The organism is Neobacillus rhizophilus (genome assembly GCF_018343535.1).
Lineage (GTDB): Bacteria > Bacillota > Bacilli > Bacillales > Cytobacillaceae > Neobacillus > Neobacillus rhizophilus.
In genome coordinates this window covers 689,598-709,142 of the sequence record NZ_JAGYPF010000004.1, presented here as the reverse complement: position 1 = coordinate 709,142, position 19,545 = coordinate 689,598, and the positions used below count along the sequence as shown (strand labels likewise).

Sequence of the window (19,545 nt, the reverse complement as noted above, 5' to 3'; positions counted from 1 at the left end):
ATATATTCATCTAGAGAATTTTTACTTTTACCATTAGTGGATAGTCGATGGGACCAGTGGACGCACTCTCTTGATCAATTCATCAAGAAACTGATTTGGCCGGGCAAAACACGCAAGATGTCCAGCGTTTTTGATTAGAACAAACTCCTTTTGAGGGGCTTCAATGTCATCGTAATATGCTCTCGCCAGTTCAGTTGGCGTGATAATATCATGATCTCCGTGAAAAATAAAAACCGGCACCTCAAATTTACTGTACTTTTTAAAATCAAAGTTTATTAATTCATTAAATAAATGGTCAAGGGAATAACTCATACCTTTAAAAATATCCATCATATCACGTATTTTATGTTCCGGAGAAGAGAGCATGGAGGGCAAAATTAAGTCTGTAATCATATTGGGGACATCCTTAATCGTTTTAACGATAAGTCGATTCTTCTTGTCAAAATCTTTACGGCTCCATTGGGATTGATCAGCTCCCATTTTTTCAAGCAGCTGAACACCCCTCGTAATACCTGCACCACGGAAAGCGTTGACTGATAATGTATACACAAGATTTTGTGAATCCGGGGCATTCTGATCTGTGCCGACATAGGCGTAAAAAAGTTCTGGCCGAACCTTTGCCATCATGATACCAATCAGACTGCCAACAGAACTTCCAATCAGAATGACCTTCTGATGACCGAATTTATCACGCAAGTATTCTGCTACTTCAATCCCATCCTCCGCGAGACGGTCGAACGTTATGGCTCCGCTGCCCTCTTTACCGTTCTTGCCAAAAGTCTTTCCTGCTCCACGCTGATCCCACTGAACTACAATGAAGTGTTTCTCCCATGAACGCAACAACGGACTGAAGATGGAATAGGTCGAAGCCGGACCACCGTGAATCAATAACAAAACAGGGTTGTTCCGATTCTCGCCACGAATTGTAATCCACTGATCGATACCGCCAATTTTCACATAACAGCCTTCTACGATGCTGTTAGTTGTACTAATTTGAAGATCTTTGGCATTCTTTCTCTGATTTCTCTTCCTCAATACGATCTCTCGCAGGAAATAAAATTGGCCCATTCGAACACGCCCTCTTTCCTTTTAGTCGATGAGTGAGTGACTTACTCATTATTAGAATGAGGTGTTTTACAGAATTTGTCAATAAGAAAATTTCATCAAGTAGTTATGTCATTACTCGTACATATCTGTGGCGATAATCATTCAATTGGATCCTCTTTTTACAGTAGATGCAGTATTTACAAGTTCAAGTATCTCTTTGAAAGACAAGTGTTGATAAAGTGAGGAAACAATGGAATGAAATAGAATACATCTTTTACCTTACATAAAGTGGCTATTGGGGTGTTTGGAAGACGCCACCAATTTTTAAAGCTTCAGTTTTAAACCTTCATGTGTTGCTTTAAAACCTAACCGTTCATAAAACCTTAACGCATCTGGTCTTTTTTTATCAGTTGTCAATTGTACTAAATGACAACCACGTGCTTCTGCACGCTGAATTGCCCATTTTATAAGTTCAGTACCTACACCCTTACCTCTTACAGAAGCTGATGTTCTCACTCCTTCGATAGTAGCTCTCCATCCACCTTGATGTGTTATATAAGGTGTAAAAGTAATTTGTTGTACCCCAATCACTTCATCACCGTCACAAGCCACTACTAACTCGTTATTAGGGTCAGATGTAATAGCCTCAAATGCTTTTATGTAACTATTAGGAAGTGGATGCTCATAACACTCACGTTTACTTCCCAAAACATCATCAGCAAGCATTGCAACAATACTGTCTAAATCTTTTTCAGTCGCCATTCTAAACCTTATTCCTGTCTTCAACAAAATCCCCCCTCTTATTAGTAAACCTTTTATTAAATTCTATGCTACCTGAATTCATTCCATAAGTTAATTGCTATTATTTTATCACATTTAATAAGTTTCACTTATTGATAAATTTTCTTATTCAACTATTCTGCCCCTGTTAGTGCAGTAAGAGCTAAGTGGATACGGTGGAATGGATACCGTCAGCTGCTATGAGCGCATCTCCTTCTATGGTATTCCCATCTCCAAACGGGCAAGTCCTTTCCAAGCGTTAGCTCCTAGACCCAGCCCTGCCCCAACCTCTTTTAATTCTTTGGTACGTTCAAGAACTTTAACCCGAAATCCTTCTTTTTGTAATAAAATTGCTGTAGTTAATCCAGCTATCCCTCCTCCTGCAATAATGAAGTCATATTTCATTTTAATATCCTCCATTTTACTTACCAATTTTCAATACCAGTTGTATCGATCGAAGCTATTAAGGGATAAAAAAATACCCATCTCAAATAGACTTGAATAAATTTGTTTAAAAAGAGCCCTTTTTACTATATTTACCCAAAGGCAAATAAACAGTAAATGTCGTACCTTGATCAGGCTCACTCACGACGCGGATGAACCCGCCGTGGGCTCTGACAAAATGATGAGCGATCGATAATCCGAGCCCCGTTCCGCCTGTATGCCGCGAACGAGCTTTTTCTACGCGATAAAATCGATCGAATAGGTGGTCCAGCTCTTCGGCTGGAATTCCGATGCCGGTATCTATCACTGAGACACATGTATAGACTTCATTCCGATCCAAGACCTTATCTTCAATTACAACCGAAATCTTTCCTCCTTCCGGCGTGTAGCGGATTGCATTTGTCAACAAATTAATGAACACCTGCGTAATCCGTCTCGCGTCGGCCATCACCGTTACCGGCCTCGTGTTCGAATAGAAGCGCAATTCCAGTCCGTTCTCCTCAGCCTCCATTTTCACATCTTCAACGACTTGTTCAAGTCTTGCCGACAGATCTAGCAGCTTGCATTCCAATGCCAACCGGCCCGCCTCAGCCAACGACAAGACATGAAGATCTTCTACAAGCAGGCCTAAGCGGATCACTTCGTCATGGAGTCTAAGCAGCATTTCCGGAGAGACGTATTGACCTGTTTGTTGAGCATTTTCTAATTTTAGCTGCATGATAGACAGCGGAGTTCGAAGCTCATGTGCGATATCAGCTACTAACCGCCTGCGGGCATCCTCAGCTTCCCGGAGGCGAAGTGTCATGTCGTTGAATGTCTGGATTACTTTACCGTATTCGTCTTTTGATTGTACAGGAACGTTCACGTCCAGATCCCCCTCTGCAACGCGTTCGATAGCAGCAACGAGCTTTCTAAGCGGGATTGTCAGCACCCCCGAAATCCATAAACTGAATAACAGCCCGGTTGCTACAAATAATACCCATTTTCCAAGCCAAAATTGCTGCATCATACCTAAAATGTAAGTCTTCAAGATCTCGATTTGTTCCCCGGGCGCTGCGTTCAAATAAGATGCTCCCATTTCTTCCTTACGAAATTGCTCGAACAAAAAATCAATGTAAAAGTGATTGGTAAGGATATGAAAGCCGCCCAGGATAACAACGAGCACTCCCATGCAGACAAATATTTTTTGGCGTACCGTCAACGTCATGATTGTTCACCGAACCGGTAACCGAAACCGTATACCGTTTGAATATAACGAGGATTGGCCGGATCATCTCCCAGCTTACGGCGAAGATTCCGGATATGGGAATCCATCGTCCTTTCATATCCCATATATTCGTCCGAGAGTGCGGTTTTTAATAATTGAAGGCGGCTGAAAACCATTCCGGGTCTCGCGGCCAATGTGTACAAAATTTTGAATTCCGTTGGTGTCAGTTGGATCTCCTGGCTGTCCTTGAATACCTGACATTTGGCCTCGGAAATGATCAGGTTGTCTCTTTCCAAGAACATCAACCTGTCTTCAGGTCCGCGCAAGCGGCGAAGCAATGCACGAATGCGCGATGCAAGCTCACGTAGGCTGAACGGCTTCGTCAAATAATCGTCTGCCCCAATTTCCAGTCCGACGATTTTATCCGATTCATCCGATCGGGCCGTGACCATAATAATACCGCAATTTGATGTATACCTAATTTCGCGGCATACCTCGATGCCGCTTTTTTCAGGGAGCATCCAATCAAGCACGATGATTTCAGGCCGTTCAGACCGGGCAATCGTGAGCGCTTCCTTGCCAGTACAGGCGGTCAATACCCGAAAACCTTCACTTTGCAGAAAGGTGTACATTTCGTCAAGCATGCCCGGTTCGTCCTCCACAAGCAACAATTTCGTTTCCATTCCAATCACCTCTTTCCAATTTAGTCTGCTTCCAGTGCTGGAGTACACCACTTACCGAAAATTATACCGTGATTTAACATGTTCTGGAAGAAATCCACAGAAAAAGAGGAAGATCTGCATAAGTTCTCGACATTCATTGTTTAAACTGACTGTGAAACGAGAGAAATAGCAATATTCAGTTTGCAAAAACACCAATTAGGAGGAATTATCAAATGAAAATGAAGCTAGTTTCATTCGTAATACTTTGTGCATTTCTACTTGTGCCGACACTGGCCTCTGCTGAAGTGGCAAACAGTAATGTCGGATACGGATTTACCCCCGGGCGACTCTGGGCCACGATGGACGCAGTGGTGGGGCTGATCAGCGCAATCCTCGCTGGGCTTTCACTGGCTCGGTCCAACGGTCGTTTCGGTACCGGCAGCGGGCGACGTGGGGCCATCGTGGCAATGGTGGCGGGGTTAATTGTCACAGCGTACGCTGGGGTGCACGTGACCATATTCCCTGGTGGTCCCGGCACCGGTGACGGGCGAGTCGGGGCCATCATTGCCATAGTGATGGGGTTGACCAGCATGGTCCTCGCAGGGCTGACTTTGGCCCGCTCCCGTCACACCAGCTGACCGGACCTTTAATTGTATGTATAAGCTCTATATGGAATATCCTGTATCCTCGTTCTCTTTATTCTTATTCCAAGACAGTAACCACAGACAGCAAAGAATTTTTGATTTAGCTGAATTCAAAGCACCTGTACATCCGTAACATTTAAACCATAAACATGCACCATGCACGTTAAACAGGAAGGAGAATCTCCCTTGACTGGCAATATTCGCTATTTCATGAAAAACGCATCGACCTATGTTCTTTGGATTCTGGTTGTGGTTTATACAGTGGTTAAACTGGCGAATCAAGTGTTTCCTCTCCACATTCCCATACCGTTCGTGGTTTTGATTACAATCGTTTTTGGGCTGCTCCACGGGGCCATGAGCTACAAATGGAGCGGCATTCTCACTTTTATTGTCATTTGTCTGGTCGTCAGTAATCTCTTAGAAAACACCAGTGTTATGACTGGCTTTCCTTTTGGTCACTACTATTACACCGACGTGATTGGCCCCAAGCTCTTTCTGGTGCCTCTGCTTATCGGCCCTAGCTACTGCGCCATCGGCTACCTCGCCTGGGTGCTTGGCACGGTACTGATTGGTGATATTAATCGCACATCCAGTGCGTTCACCACGTTCGCAGTTCCGTTTATTGCTTCCTTCGCCATGGTAGCCTGGGATTTGGGCTTTGATCCAACAGCCTCGACAATCAATCATTTCTGGATCTGGGAGCAAGGCGGCGGCTACTTCGGGGTGCCACTCACCAACTTCTTGGGGTGGTACTTCACTGTGTATGTAATCTTCCAATTGTTTGCCCTCTTCCTTCGTTTGCGCAGAACTGACAGCAACAAGGAGGAAGAGGCTTTTCCAAGGTCTTTCTACGCTCAGGCTATCATCATGTATGCCGTGACTGGGTTGGGATTTGTTTTGGCCTATCTGTCCGAAAGCAGCAATACACTGGTCACTGACGCAATGGGGGTGGTCTGGCATACAAAAAGCATTGCTGAGGCGGAAGCTACGGTCGGAATCTTTACGATGATCTTCGTGGCATCATTATCATCCGTGAAACTGCTTCAAAGGTCAGCTGTTGCTACTCACAAACATCAGTTGAAACATGATCAGGTGAAACGGCTGCCAGGGAAATCTCTTTAGAGTTAATCAAGTGGGTTGGAACAATTCGTGGATAGTTTACAGAATAATAAATTGGGATGGAATGAAAATGAAATTTAGTATAGTAGCCATAATCCTTTTTGGCCTGTTCATCTTCCCCCTATTCAGTTCAGCTCGAAGTGATGGAAGCATGCAAGAAGAGCGATCTGGAACTTCAGTCTACTCCGAAATAGATGCTTATATTGCCCGTGAAATGAAACGACAACGTCTTCCGGGGCTGGCTCTCGGGATTGTACAGGGTAATCGCATTCTTTACCTTAAGGGATATGGTCAAGCAGATTCATCGGGTCGCCCTGTAACACCTGAAACACCTTTCGGATTAGGTTCGATTGGCAAGTCGATTACCGCTATTGCCGTTCTGCAACTTACCGAATCAGGAAAAATTGACTTAGATGCGCCTATACAGCGCTATCTCCCCACCAATTTTAAAGGGGCAGAGTTTATTAGTGTACGTCAGTTGCTTAATCAAACAAGCGGGTTCACCCAAATCTCAACTTTTAGCAACACGTTGTCAAGTGTCAACAATCAATATCAAGATGCCATAGAGAAAAACGCTTTATCTTATGCTGAAAAGTTTTTAAAGCAAACCAAGCAAACCGAACATCCCTACACTTATTCGAACGCAAATTATGTACTTCTTGGCTATATTGTGCAACGAGTATCCGGCCAGTCCTATGGAGACTATGTAAAGGAACATATTTTCGAGCCCCTGTCTATGCAAGACAGCTACGTTACGCTCGAAGAAGCGGCTGCACACGGACTGGCTACGCCCTACCGTCGGATATTTGGATACAACGTTGCCTACGATGGCCCCTTTGTTTATATTGGAGGGGATTCGCCGGCGGGCTACATGTATACCAGCGCGAAGGACATGAGCCATTACTTGATTGCCCAGATGAATGGAGGCCGATTTGAAGAAGATACCGTGCTCACTTCGGAAAGCATACGTCTAATGCAGACCGAACCTGTTCCGGGAACGTACGCCATGGGATGGTCGTCAGATGATATTAACGGTTTACGGGTTATCGGTTCGCCCGGCGGCTCATTAGGCTTCCAAGCCCAAACTTTTATAGTTCCGGAACAACAACTAGGAGTTATTGTATTCGCTAACGTCCTTGACGCAATCGATGCCGAATGGCCCGATACACATGTTATTACGACTACCCACATTGCCTCCGGGGTCATAAATTTGCTGAATGAACAGCCGATTGGAGAATCAGGTCTAAGCATTTCACAGAAATACATGCTTATAAATGGATTACTATTCATACTCAGCGCATGGCTATTATATACGACAGCTAGAACTGCGAAGCGCTGCCTTGGGCCATGGAGTCCTGACAATTCTAACCATACTAAAATATCTATCAAAGTTATAGCAAGAATTGTACTGAATTTTGCAGGTCTGTTTATGATCCTATTGTTGAGTATGACTCAAGTGGTACCGGTATGGCATATAGCAACCATCTTTCAGCCAGACGTATTCCTATGGCTGAAGATGATGACGGTACTTATGGCACTGAAGGGAAGTATGGAAATTATTCGGTTGGTTCGGTCGATTTGGCATGAAAAACACCAAAGCTGAAATATGGAGAATAAGCGAAAAAATAGAAGTAACATATAAACTTTCTTGGAGAATATTCGTTCAATCCTAAGAATAAAACATCATTTGAGTCTTTACGGACATGATAAAGCCCTCAATATCCTGCTAAGCGAGGAAAATTCAGGGCTTTATGTGAGAGGTTTAAACACTGATGAGAAGATAAAATTTAATGCACATACTGAACACATTAATATAAATTCTTCGGATGAACTAGTTAGATTCTACATCATTATCTTTTATCCTGACTAAAATCTATGTCCATTTGTTTTAAAAACGTAACAATTTACAAATTTTATTCAACTAACCACATTGGTATAAGAACAACCAGCAACTATTCCCCACAATAAAATCCCCTGACATTGTCTTAGGGATTTGCAGCTTTTTTATTCAATTGTATTAGGTAAAAACTTTTTAATTACTCTGGCAATTGGACTTGAGTTGACTTTTGTACTTGTGTTACGGCGGTTAAAGCAGATGAAATTTCATTTGATGCCTGTTTAATCGCCTCCTGGGAGAGTATAGGATCGGAATTTGCCTTTTCAATTGCTTTTGTTAATAATTCCTGGGTGAGTGTTACATTTGCTTTTGCTTGATTTAGTTGATTTACATCAATTTGACTCATAAGAATCTCTCCTTTTATTTTTAATACTTCTATATCATCACCTTACATTTTATTTTTATTAATGGAAAAAACTACAGTCAAAATTGTAGTAGTGTTTAGTATTTCTGGTTTTAATTCTTTTAACTAAGTTAAAAACTAATATTCATTTATATCATTAAAATGTACTAATATTTCTTCTCTAGTTCCCTTCTTAACAAACAAAAAAGGGATTGCCGCAGCATACCCAATCTTCACCCTATTGCCCTTGATAGCTTCAGTACTTTATTTCACAACCTATCCAAAAATTGGGGCAGCAATCCCGAATAATGTATTGTTTATCTGGCATATTAACATAATTGATTGCCATTATTGGTGGTTCTCTTACATTAACAAACCCACTTTTCTCTAATATGTAAAATAATTAATTACATTTCAAAAAATTTATGTCTTTATACTTTACAAACCCTAAGAGAAAAATTTTTATACCATTCTGTTTTTCCCTTTTCTTGTACCATTCTATGGGTTGAATTTTCCTTCCAAACTTTTATGGATTCTAAAGAGTCCCAATATGAAACTGTAATTCCTAACTCCCCATCAAGAGCACTTTCTACCCCTAAGAATCCCTTCTGCTGAGAAGCTAACTCTACCATTTTGTCCGCCATTTTTCCGTAACCTCTGTCACCCTCAGTTCGCTGTGATGCAAAAATTACTGCGTAATAAGGTGGTTCAGGAGTTTTTGCAATTCCACTCATATTTCGTTCCCCCAGGTTCACTGATTTCTTAAATTCTTCCTTTTTCATTATACATTTTATTACACTAAACTTTGTTCCTTGAATAAGAAACGCCAGCGATAGTTTTTAAACAATACTGTCTAAATCTTTTTCAGTAGACATTCTAAACCTTTTTCCTCTAACATAATTTCGAGTTTAGAACGATGCCTTTAAAAATCCACCCCATAATGTCAACTAAGTTGACATTATGATTTATTTTAATTAAAATATAATTAGTGAACTTGGTTAACAATTAGAGTAATGAGAAAAGCGATCATGTTTAATATAGTAGAATTAGTCATCTATGTTGCGCATGGTATCTACAAAATAAAATACCTTAGAAGTAATAGATAAACAGCTTAAAGGTTTAGTTAAACCAAAAATAATGGTATGGAGAAACATGAGTCGATTGTTTTGGAGTGTTGATTTTAGTTAATCATGAACTCCATTAAATCATTTAAAATGTTTCATAGGAATGGAGAATATTGCATGTATGAAAAACTTTATTTTATTTATAATCCGTTAACTGGCTGTAAAGATTGGGTATCTGAAAGAGAATTTAATGTTGGCTCACTAAAGCTGAAAAGTATATTCGGTGTTCTTTATTTTAGCGATCTAAAAATCATGTTACATTTTAATGCCCCTTTCAAGACTGCGATTGTAAAAGAATATAAGTTAGCAAATGAACAATCGATTGCCCTACATCATGTATGCCGATTGATAAATCAAGCGGAGTTGATGGAATTTCTAAACCAGGAAGCGAAAAACAAAGCTCAAGATGATAACAACGATGTTTCCTATCCATCTAGTGTAGAATTGGGAGATGGTTATTTTATTTGGAATGAGCATTTAGGTTGTTATGAACAGGCAGCAGTTTTAACGACGGACTGATGATACCTAATAGGCGTAATAATCCACCTCAAGGGTGGATTATTTTTTTCGGTTAAATGACAGAATGGTTACGGTTAAACCCATTTAATATCCATTCCAACAATTTTCTGGTGCGCGGTGACGGTTCTCATGATCTAAAAGCTGACTCATGTTATAAATTAACCAAATTTCCTCTCGTACAAGCAGACAAAAAGTGAAGCAAAAGAACCGTCCCCATGCCTCATCATTAAATAAGCTGTTTAAAGTATATACGAATATCCAAACAGATTTATTGTACATGCATAGGATAAACATTGAATCTGTTTTTGAAAGGAGCAGCTAAATATTGTCGTTTTTAACGAAGTTTGTTGATGCTTTGCCTCTGCCTTCCGTGATACAACCTGTTGGTTATCGAGACGGTATCCCCTTCTATGAGGTAACGATGAAGCAAGTTAGACAAAAGTTACACAGAGACTTACCGCCTACTACAGTTTGGGGTTATAACGGAATGTATCCTGGTCCTACATTTGAAGTTCTCAGGAATCAGCCTATTTTTGTCAAGTGGGAAAACGAATTGCCTTTTGAACATCTTCTGCCCGTGGATAGAACGGTTCATGGTGCAGAACCCAGCGAACCGTCTGTTAGAACGGTTGTACATTTACACGGTGGACGTGTACGACCGGAAAACGACGGATATCCAGAAGCCTGGTTTACGCGAAATTTCAAGAATTTTGGCACTAAATTCTTGCATGAAGTTTACTACTATCCTAATTGTCAGCGTCCCACAACGCTCTGGTATCACGACCATGCAATTGGGATTACCAGATTAAATGTTTATGCAGGGCTTGCCGGCTTTTATCTGATTCGAGATAAAAAAGAGGAGAAACTGAATCTCCCACGTGGAAAATATGAAATACCGTTAGTGATCCAGGATCGGTCATTCTATCCTAATGGTGAGCTTTTCTATCCATCGCAGCCAGGCCATCAACCACCTCCAGCACAACAGCCGCCTCCACCAATTTTTCCAGCTCCGGAGCCACCTCCACCATTTGATGAAAGTGCATTACCCAATCCATCTGTCGTTCCTGAGTTTTTCGGTAATACTGCTTTAGTTAATGGAAAAGTATGGCCCTATCTTGAAGTGGAACCACGAAAATACCGTTTCCGTATCTTGAACGGCTCTAATGCCCGGTTTTACCGATTACGGCTAAGCTCCGGCCAAGATTTTATTCAAATAGGAACGGATGGCGGCTTTCTAGAGAAACCTGTTAAAGTTTCCAATGCCACAGGGCTATTACTTGCTCCAGGGGAACGTGCAGATGTTATTGTGGATTTTTCAAAACATCGAGGTCAAAAAATCATCTTAACAAACGACGCACCAGCACCATTCCCTAATGGCTCCCCTGATAGCCCTCCCCTTCCGCAAATTATGGAATTTCGAGTTCGTAAAAAACGCTCAAAATCAGATAAAAGTCAAATTCCTAAAAAATTAAGCTGCTTAGAGAGACTCGAACCAAATGGTGTGACGGTTAGACAGAACTTCTTAATGGAAATTGATGATCCAGAATTTCCTGCCCGCTTGAAGCTTTTACTGAACGGTATGGAGTGGAATGAATTACCGATTACTGAAACCCCTTATAATGGTACAGTGGAAGTATGGGAGCTGTACAACCTGACGGGTGACACACATCCCATTCACTTGCACCTCGTCCAATTCCAAATCCTTAATCGTGAACCCATTACAGTAGATGAAAATGGAAATATCGCTATTGTAGGTCCTGCACGTGAGCCAGATCCTAATGAAAGAGGTTGGAAAGATATCGTTCGTGCCAATCCTGAAGAAGTCACTCGTATTATTGCCCGCTTTGGACCATTTACTGGAATCTATCCTTGGCATTGTCATATCCTTGAACACGAGGATCACGAAATGATGCGTCCGTATGAAGTACTCCAAAATCCGAATTTCGACCCGTGCATTCCGATTCCAGAAATGTGTCCGGATGATTCGTTTACTCAATGCTGTCAAGAGGAATACGAACAATGTGGATGTAAAGAAGACCATGATGAGTCCAGTTCCCATTATGAATCGAGTTCCTATGATGAGTCCAGTTCCTATGTTGAATCCAGTTCCTATGATGAATCCAGTTCCTAGAACCACGTTAATAATATCAAGGAAATGCGATAAAGAAAGACTAGCTTAAAAATCGGAGCTAGTCTTTTCATATTTCTTAATTACTGGAATGCTGCCCTCTAATTTGCCGACAATCCCCCTCTTTATAATTCACAATAAGTGGCTAAAAATTTTTAAAGCTTTTATTTGTATAAAAGAATCTAGGTTTTCAGCAGATGAAGTTAAAAAACAAGACGGTACCCCTTGCCTCAGTTTTTGAGGCAGAAGAACCGTCCCTGTGCTTCCTTATCTAGATTCTAACAATCTTTTAAATTCAACAAAGTAATCCAACGTTTCTGGATTGTTCAGGGAACCCAAGTTAACAGCTTGCTCAATAGGTACACCCATTAATATTTTTTTAATCGGCACCTCTATTTTCTTGCCGTTCAGTGTTTTCGGCAGTTCATTTACAGGAAAAATTTCATTCGGTACGTGCCTTGGAGAACAGTTTTGCCGAATGGATTGATTAATTCTAGTTTTCAATTCATCTGTAATGCTGAAGCCTTCCTTTAAAACGATAAATAAAGGCATGTATGATTGTTCGGCGCTTATTGGAATATCTACAATTAAACTATCGATTACTTCTGGAATACTTTCAAGAGCACTATATATTTCACTTGTACCCATTCGAATACCTCCACGGTTAATCGTCGCATCTGAGCGGCCGTAAATGATCGCCGATCCTCTATCGGTAATCTCGATAAAATCCCCATGTCTCCAAATATCAGGGTAAACATCAAAGTAACTCTCTTTATAGCGTACTCCATTCTTATCATTCCAAAAATAAATGGGCATGGACGGCATCGGTTCGGTTACCACAAGTTCACCGATTTCATTGATCACTCCTTCTCCCGCATCATTAAATGCCTTCACAGCTGATCCCAAAACACGAGCTTGAATTTCCCCGGAATAAACAGGCAGGGTCGGGCTTCCCCCCACAAACCCGGAACAAATATCTGTTCCACCGCTAGTAGAAGTCAGCCATATATCTTCTTTTACATACTCATAAACCCAGTCAAATCCGCTTTCAGGCAGTGGTGAACCTGTAGAGCCTATGCTTCTTAAATGAGAAAGGTCAAATTGTTCTTTTGGTTTAATTCCTGCTTTCAAACTGGCCATTAAAAAGCTGGCACTGGTGCCAAAGGTTGTCATTTTTGTAGATTCGGCAAGGCTCCACAATGTTTCATCATTTGGGTAGCTTGGATTTCCATCATACAAAACAATGGCCGCGCCTGTCAGTAACCCGCTAACGGTTACGTTCCACATCATCCAGCCTGTTGTGGTGTACCAAAAAAAACGATCGCCCTTCTTAAGATCCACTTGAAGACCGAGGAATTTTAGATGCTCAAGCAGGATTCCCCCCTGACCTTGTACAATCCCTTTAGGTTTTCCGGTCGTACCTGATGAATATAGGATCCAGAGTGGATGATTAAAAGGCACCGGCTCGAATGTTAAAATGGCATCATCATTATCAGAAATAACCTGCTCCCAAAGGACTGTATTATTCAACTCGGATATTTCCGGTTGCGTTTCTAGATAGGGAACTAGAATTGTCTTTTTTAGTGATGGAAGGTCAGCTTGTATCTTTTTGACAAGCTCCAACCGGTCATATCTCTTACCCCCATACTGATAGCCATCAACAGCAATCATGACCGTTGGTTCAATTTGCTTAAACCGGTCAATGACACTTTGAATGCCAAATTCAGGTGCACAGCTCGACCAAACAGCCCCAATACTAGCACATGCCAGAAATGAAGTTAACGTTTCAGGAATGTTGGGTGCATAGCCTACGACCCGATCCCCACTTTTGACCCCTAATGACTTTAAATATGTAGCTATTGCAGCTGTTTTCTTTCTTAGTTCAGCCCAGGTAACTTCCTGAACTGGACGAATCTCGGATTGATGAATGACAGCAGCTTTTTCTGGATCTTCATTCCTGAATACATGCTCTGCATAGTTTAAAGTGGCTCCCTCAAACCATTTTACGTTTGGCATTTTATTTCCGGATAAAACAGAAGTGTAATCTGTTTCTGATTTTATATTAAAAAACTCCCAAATAGCTGTCCAAAAATTTTCAATTTCTGTTACAGACCAATCCCACAATTGATTGTAATCTTCAAATTTCAGCCCTCGATTTTCCTCCAGCCACATCATAAATTTCTTTATATTCGACTGATTTATCGTTTGTTGGGAGGGCTCCCAAAGCAACTTCCCTTTCAGCATTTCCGTTTCCAATCCGATCCCTCCAATTAAAGATCAAACTATGAATCAATGTAATTTCCTATAAAAAATTCACTATCTTACTAGGAGTCCAATCCTACCCCTTTAAAAAATCAGCTTCCCGCTTTTCAAGAAAGGCAGCGATCCCTTCTTTTCCCTCTTCACTGTTTGCTCTTGAAGCGAGCAGCAAGGATTCCTTGCTCATTTGTGATTCTAATGTTTCTTGGAGCGAATGATAGAATAATTTTTTCGTTTCGCCGTATGCATTCATCGGTCCTTTTGCCAAGCTTTCTGCAACGCCTAGGACAACCTTCCATAATTGGTCATCAGGAACGACTTGGTTGACAATTCCCCAGTCACATGCCTCTACTGCAGTTAACTGTCGATTCGTATACATTAACTCAAGTGCACGACGCATCCCGACAAGACGAGGTAAAAAATAGCTGCCTGATCCATCAGGTGTTAATCCAATTCGGTTATAAGCCATCACGAATTTAGATTTCTCCGATGCATAGACTAAATCACATGCGCAGGCAAGACTCATTCCTGCGCCTGCTGCTACTCCATTAACCGCCCCAATGAACGGTTTATTCATTCTTGCAAAAAAGGAAATCGCTTGATGTAAGTATGCAGTTACAGATTTCAGATGAGAACTTATTTCGTCCCCTTCCTTTGCGAAACTTTTTAAATCACCGCCAACTGAAAACTTATTACCCGCTCCAGTGATCACCACTACTCTAATATCATCACGCTCGGAACAAACAATCGCTGCATACATTAATTCCTTGGCCATTTGCAAATCCAGTGCATTTCCTACTTCCGGACGGTTTAACGTGACAATTCCAACATGGTTTTCAACGGATAAACTAACAACTTTATTTTCCAAATCGATTCCTCCCTAAACCTAATAGTTTAATTGTTTTTTCAAAATCAGACCCTCTCAATAATCATGGCAATTCCTTGACCGCCGCCAATGCAAAGGGCAGCTAAGCCATATTTTAAATTCCTTTTCTTCAGTTCAAGCGCTAAAGAATAGGTAATTCTCGCACCACTTGCACCAAGAGGGTGTCCCAAAGCGATCGCTCCCCCGTTAACATTTACTTTTTCCTGGTTAATTCCCAATTCCTTTATGACGGCTAATGATTGCGCCGCAAAGGCCTCATTCAATTCAAATAAATCAATGTCAGCCAAGGTTAAGCCTGCTTTTTCTAATGCCCTTTTGCTTGCTGGTACAGGTCCAATCCCCATGATTTTTGGATCAACTCCTGCTACTGCCCAGGAAACAATTTTCGCTAACGGATTTAAACTATTTTCAATGACGTAGTCTTCTGAAGCTAATACGACCGCTGCAGCACCATCGTTAATTCCACTGGCATTACCCGGCGTTACTGTACCGTCTTTCTTAAAAGCCGGTTTTAATTTTGTTAAACCTTCTAAACTGACACAATCTCTAATATGTTCATCCACTTTAATAATTGTTTCTTTTCCTTTTTTATCATGGATGATAAAAGGAACTACTTCTTCTGCGAAGCGCCCTTCATCTCTTGCTTTTCCAGCCTTTTGCTGCGAGGTAACCGCAAACCGATCCTGTTCTTCTCGTGAAATCTTATACTTTTCTGATAGATTCTCTGCGGTCATCCCCATCCCGCAGCCGACATATTGATCAATTAACGTTTCCCAAAGCATGTCCACCACCACTGGTGCCTTACTAGGGGAGCCGAACCGCGTTCCTTTTAAGATTTGCGGAGCTAAACTCATATTCTCGGTGCCACCAGCCACAATGACCTTTGCTTCCCCTAATTCAATAGACGTTGCCCCTGTTACCATAGCCTGTAATCCTGAACCGCATAACCGATTCAAGGTAAGGGCAGATGATGACTCCGTTAAGCCGCTTTTTAACCCAATATGTCTGGCCAGATAGGCGGAATGTGCTCCGGTCTGGACAACATTTCCAAATACAATTTCATCCACATCGGAAGCAGGTATACCACTTCTTTCAAGTGCCCCTTTAGTTGCCGCCACGCCTAATTCAAGATCACTAATATCCTTTAATGAGCCTCCATACGTCCCAAAAGCTGTTCTTGCTCCATCAACTATATAAGTTGTCATGGTTTCTCCTCCTGTGCATTCATTTTTTCTTTTATTTCTTCTTTCTATATGTAGAATCCTGCAATTTCATTTAGAAAAAAAAGGGGGACGAAATAGTCATCTTATCTTGACCTATGTCCCCTGCGTTAATAAAAATTCATGTAAATAACCAATATTATAGTAATTTTATTTTTTCATAGTGCCCTGCATGTGGAACGTGTAAATAATAAGGGCCAATTATAGACTTCATTTCCTGATAATCTATTGAATTTTTAAACCCTGTTACATGGTCATCTACTGATTCCCATTTAATTAAAACCAAATATTTATTTTCTTGCTCCATGCATCGGTGTAGTTCATTTCCTAAGCAACCCTTTGCAGACGAGACGATAACGGCCGCCCTTTTAAAAGCGTTCTCAAATTCCTGCTCCGTTCCCGGTTTCACTTCAATCAACATGATTTCTTGTACCATAAAGTTGGATCCCCTTAAAGAAACTTTTTATACTTTAGCCAAATCCAATTCAAACTCTGTTCCCCAAGCACTCAAAGCTTCCCAAATCTTTGGTTTAAGCGGAAGTACCTCATGCCATGGACGAGGCTCAAAGATCCCAAGCTCTGGAATAAACACATCCATATCAATATACAACTCCACAACATTTTCTTCCGGATCATGATGATAAGTCGCAATATTATGTCCTGCAGTATGGCGGGAAGGACCCCAAAGAGTTGGACGCCCCTGCCTGGCCAATAAATCTGAGCTTACATACTGATGACTTGCATCCTTTAATTGGAAAGCAATATGGTGTAAACGTGTCTCATCGGAAGCAACAACATTTAATACATGATGATCCGTGTTGCATGTTAAGAAATTAGCGAAGCCTACTCCAATTTGGTCAGTAAATGAGAAGCCTAATGCATCCCGGTAAAATTCAATGGTCTCCTGAAAGTTCTTCGCATAAAATGCCACATGCCCTAATTTAAGGGGAACAATGCCTGAAGAACCAAAACCAACAGCTGATTGCTCCATCTCTGTAAATAATTCAATGACATTACCGGCTGGATCCTGTAATTCTACTAATCTTGAAACACCCGGTTTGGCGTCTATTTTCAAGCTAGAAGCAATACCTTTTGAATGTAATTGCTCCTGTACTTCTTCTAAAGTGAGTTTCCCATCTAATTGGTAGCCATATCTGCGAACCGCTTTTTCTTCTGCTGGCGTGATCACAATATTATGATGGTCGAAACCGTTACTTAAATAGGTAACTCCGTCCTTCTCCTCTGTAATCCGATATCCCATTGTATTGGTATAATACTCGACCATGGTTTGACTGTTTTTTGCAAAAAAATCCAAGTACACTAAACGAAATATTTTTACGGTTGACATTGCGGATTCCCCCATTAGGTTTATTTTTTAAAAATTGATAATCCTAAATTAATATTTTTTTAATAAAATATTGTATAATGTACTTCTAGACTTTCCCAAGTCTACCAACTGTTTCTGGTTTGCCCCAAACAAATCAGAAACGAATCATAAAGGATGCCCGTCCTTTATGATCATTCGGCAGCTGTCTTAGAAGTGTATGGTTATCTAACAGCTGCCTTATTCATGAACTGTCCCATTTGTTTGATTAAATCTTCAACTACTAAGGATAATTCAGCCAATTTTACAGCGCCCCCAAACATATAATAATCAGGGCGGACCACAACAGCCTCTAAGCCAGTTGTATGAAAATACTGTTTGTATTTTCCTTCAATATCTAGTACCTGATTAGCTGATTCTATTTGTGTATCGTAGGCTTCAGAAACTGTTATAAATTTTGCACCTATGTTCTCAAGGAAGGTGATCTGTTCCTCCTGTAAAACGTTCCTAGGGTCACCGACTGGACTCATAATCATCCACCCATTTCCAACAACATCATCAAACAATCCAGTCTTGCCCTGATAGTTTACCTGACTCTGAAAAGATAGTTTTCCCGTGTAATCCCCTGGTTCCCCTAGAATGCCATCAGTCAAAAATGGAAATTCTGGCATAGGCGGCACCTTGCCGGTAAAGAATGCCTCATCCCTTTGTGCAGCAGCCTCTGGATCGGTTACACAAATCACTTTTCCTAAAAACAAGGCTGCTTCAACCACATCACGATTATGTGGTTTCCGTTCTTTCGTATACATATCGAGGAAGTTGTTATCCACTTTTCCACTTAAGACCAAATCAAGCTTCCAAGATAAATTCTTGGCATCACGAAGTCCTGCACACATCCCTTGACCCATGAATGGCGGAGTTAAGTGGACAGCATCGCCAGCCAATACCAGTCTGCCTTTTCTCCATTCATCCACCCATAAGGCTTTAAATGTATAAATCGCTTGCCGTTCCAAAACAGCATTCGCAGGAGTAATATCCCACGGCTCCAATAACTTCCATGCCACTTCTTCCTTATTTAGATCTTCCTTTGTTTCTCCTGGAAGGGCCATGAATTCCCAGCGCCTTCTTCCTGGACCACCTGAAACAACTGTAGTGGGACGAGCTGGGTCACATAGTTGTAAATTCATTGGTTTCCATTCCCTCTCGGTCTGAGGAATGATATCAACCACAAGCCAATCTGCTACAAATCCAAGATCTGTGATCGTATGTTCCATATTTCTTCGGACAAAACTATTAGCCCCATCACAGCCAACCACATATTTGGCATGGACTTTGGTTTCTACTCCCTGCAAATCCTTTACAACTAACTCTACATGGTCATCAAATTCATTTAATGCAACAGCTTCTTTTCCCATATTCACGTCTACTGTTGCCTGTTGGCGGCAGGCTTTGTCCAATAACCCTTCGAGCTCCGGCTGATTAAAGAATAAATGACCCGGCCATCCCGAAACCCCAAATTCAGAAAAGTTCAATTCTAAAAGAGTTTTCCGCTCAGCATTACACCAGGTGTATAAATCGTTGGCAACCTCTGTGATTCTCTCAATTTCACTTGAAGGAATAACCGATTGTAGAATCCGAGCAATTTCATCATCAAAATGAACGGCTCTCGGCAACGGATATTCGTGAGAAAATCTTTCATATATGCCAACCTTCCATCCTTTTTGTCCGAGCAAGGTGGCTAATAGCTTTGATACAGGACCATAACCGACAATAGCAACATCATGAATTTCTTGATTCATCTACCAAACCCCTTTTCAACTATTAATAATTGGATGAACCCTTCGTGTAAGCGGATACATTTAAAACAACTAGGCTCTGTTATAACTGAATGTTGATTTTACTGAGTTTGAAAAATAAACGGAAGAATTCCGTGTATTTTGGG

At 41.2% G+C, this 19,545-nt stretch carries 18 protein-coding genes; 5 read left to right on the top strand and 13 right to left on the bottom strand.

All coding sequences use genetic code 11. The annotated features are described in order from the left end of the window. Positions 1 to 33: 33 nt before the first annotated feature. The 5 genes from KHA99_RS21595 to KHA99_RS21575 form a co-directional block, all read right to left on the bottom strand. Positions 34 to 1,068, bottom strand: a complete 1,035-nt coding sequence (locus KHA99_RS21595) for an alpha/beta fold hydrolase (protein WP_213119537.1) — start codon at positions 1,066 to 1,068, stop codon at positions 34 to 36. A 303-nt stretch (positions 1,069 to 1,371) separates the two neighbouring features. Then, positions 1,372 to 1,809: a GNAT family N-acetyltransferase gene (locus KHA99_RS21590; protein WP_372447630.1), complete on the bottom strand. Its 438-nt coding sequence runs from the start codon at positions 1,807 to 1,809 to the stop codon at positions 1,372 to 1,374. Between the two features lie 234 nt (positions 1,810 to 2,043). Further along, on the bottom strand, positions 2,044 to 2,232 hold the full coding sequence (locus KHA99_RS21585) for an FAD-dependent oxidoreductase (protein ID WP_213119535.1): 189 nt from the start codon (positions 2,230 to 2,232) through the stop codon (positions 2,044 to 2,046). 106 nt (positions 2,233 to 2,338) lie between these two features. Next, a complete protein-coding gene (locus tag KHA99_RS21580) occupies positions 2,339 to 3,478 on the bottom strand; it encodes a sensor histidine kinase (protein ID WP_213119534.1) in 1,140 nt (379 codons plus the stop codon). Continuing rightward, positions 3,475 to 4,161 carry a response regulator gene (locus tag KHA99_RS21575; protein WP_213119791.1) on the bottom strand — a complete coding sequence of 229 codons (687 nt, stop codon included), beginning with the start codon at positions 4,159 to 4,161 and terminating at the stop codon, positions 3,475 to 3,477. The genes KHA99_RS21580 and KHA99_RS21575 overlap by 4 nt, the downstream gene beginning before the upstream one ends. Positions 4,162 to 4,373: 212 nt before the next feature. Here KHA99_RS21575 and KHA99_RS21570 point away from each other — a divergent pair, with 212 nt between their 5' ends. The 3 genes from KHA99_RS21570 to KHA99_RS21560 all read left to right on the top strand — a co-directional run bounded on the left by KHA99_RS21570 (position 4,374) and on the right by KHA99_RS21560 (position 7,506). Continuing rightward, a complete protein-coding gene (locus KHA99_RS21570) occupies positions 4,374 to 4,778 on the top strand; it encodes a DUF6223 family protein (protein ID WP_213119533.1) in 405 nt (134 codons plus the stop codon). Positions 4,779 to 4,970: 192 nt separating this feature from the next. Beyond that, on the top strand, positions 4,971 to 5,906 hold the full coding sequence (locus KHA99_RS21565; protein WP_213119532.1) for a carotenoid biosynthesis protein: 936 nt from the start codon (positions 4,971 to 4,973) through the stop codon (positions 5,904 to 5,906). 67 nt (positions 5,907 to 5,973) lie between these two features. Beyond that, a complete protein-coding gene (locus KHA99_RS21560; protein WP_213119531.1) occupies positions 5,974 to 7,506 on the top strand; it encodes a serine hydrolase domain-containing protein in 1,533 nt (510 codons plus the stop codon). Positions 7,507 to 7,939: 433 nt separating this feature from the next. Here the strand turns inward: KHA99_RS21560 and KHA99_RS21555 are convergent, their stop codons facing one another. Both KHA99_RS21555 and KHA99_RS21550 read right to left on the bottom strand, forming a co-directional pair. After that, the gene (locus KHA99_RS21555) at positions 7,940 to 8,146 is read right to left on the bottom strand and encodes a hypothetical protein (RefSeq protein ID WP_213119530.1); all 207 of its coding nucleotides are present in this window, start codon (positions 8,144 to 8,146) and stop codon (positions 7,940 to 7,942) included. A gap of 428 nt (positions 8,147 to 8,574) precedes the next feature. Then, on the bottom strand, positions 8,575 to 8,877 hold the full coding sequence (locus KHA99_RS21550) for an antibiotic biosynthesis monooxygenase family protein (protein ID WP_213119529.1): 303 nt from the start codon (positions 8,875 to 8,877) through the stop codon (positions 8,575 to 8,577). A gap of 507 nt (positions 8,878 to 9,384) precedes the next feature. Between KHA99_RS21550 and KHA99_RS21545 the strand changes: the two genes are divergently transcribed. Both KHA99_RS21545 and KHA99_RS21540 read left to right on the top strand, forming a co-directional pair. Further along, the gene (locus KHA99_RS21545) at positions 9,385 to 9,786 is read left to right on the top strand and encodes a hypothetical protein (protein ID WP_213119528.1); all 402 of its coding nucleotides are present in this window, start codon (positions 9,385 to 9,387) and stop codon (positions 9,784 to 9,786) included. A gap of 325 nt (positions 9,787 to 10,111) precedes the next feature. After that, positions 10,112 to 11,917, top strand: coding sequence for a multicopper oxidase family protein (locus KHA99_RS21540; protein ID WP_213119527.1), 1,806 nt, complete (start codon positions 10,112 to 10,114; stop codon positions 11,915 to 11,917). A 264-nt stretch (positions 11,918 to 12,181) separates the two neighbouring features. On the opposite strand, the gene KHA99_RS21535 is transcribed toward KHA99_RS21540, so the two are convergent. The 6 genes from KHA99_RS21535 to mhpA form a co-directional block, all read right to left on the bottom strand. Beyond that, positions 12,182 to 14,158, bottom strand: coding sequence for an acetoacetate--CoA ligase (locus tag KHA99_RS21535; RefSeq protein WP_213119790.1), 1,977 nt, complete (start codon positions 14,156 to 14,158; stop codon positions 12,182 to 12,184). Positions 14,159 to 14,252: 94 nt separating this feature from the next. Continuing rightward, entirely contained in the window at positions 14,253 to 15,041 is a 789-nt protein-coding gene (locus KHA99_RS21530; RefSeq protein WP_213119526.1) for an enoyl-CoA hydratase/isomerase family protein, read from the bottom strand. Between the two features lie 44 nt (positions 15,042 to 15,085). Continuing rightward, entirely contained in the window at positions 15,086 to 16,264 is a 1,179-nt protein-coding gene (locus tag KHA99_RS21525; protein WP_213119525.1) for an acetyl-CoA C-acetyltransferase, read from the bottom strand. Between the two features lie 154 nt (positions 16,265 to 16,418). Continuing rightward, positions 16,419 to 16,715, bottom strand: coding sequence for an antibiotic biosynthesis monooxygenase family protein (locus KHA99_RS21520; protein ID WP_213119524.1), 297 nt, complete (start codon positions 16,713 to 16,715; stop codon positions 16,419 to 16,421). A gap of 27 nt (positions 16,716 to 16,742) precedes the next feature. After that, a complete protein-coding gene (locus KHA99_RS21515; RefSeq protein ID WP_213119523.1) occupies positions 16,743 to 17,627 on the bottom strand; it encodes a VOC family protein in 885 nt (294 codons plus the stop codon). 200 nt (positions 17,628 to 17,827) lie between these two features. Beyond that, positions 17,828 to 19,402, bottom strand: coding sequence for a bifunctional 3-(3-hydroxy-phenyl)propionate/3-hydroxycinnamic acid hydroxylase MhpA (mhpA, locus tag KHA99_RS21510; protein WP_213119522.1), 1,575 nt, complete (start codon positions 19,400 to 19,402; stop codon positions 17,828 to 17,830). Positions 19,403 to 19,545 lie beyond the last annotated feature (143 nt).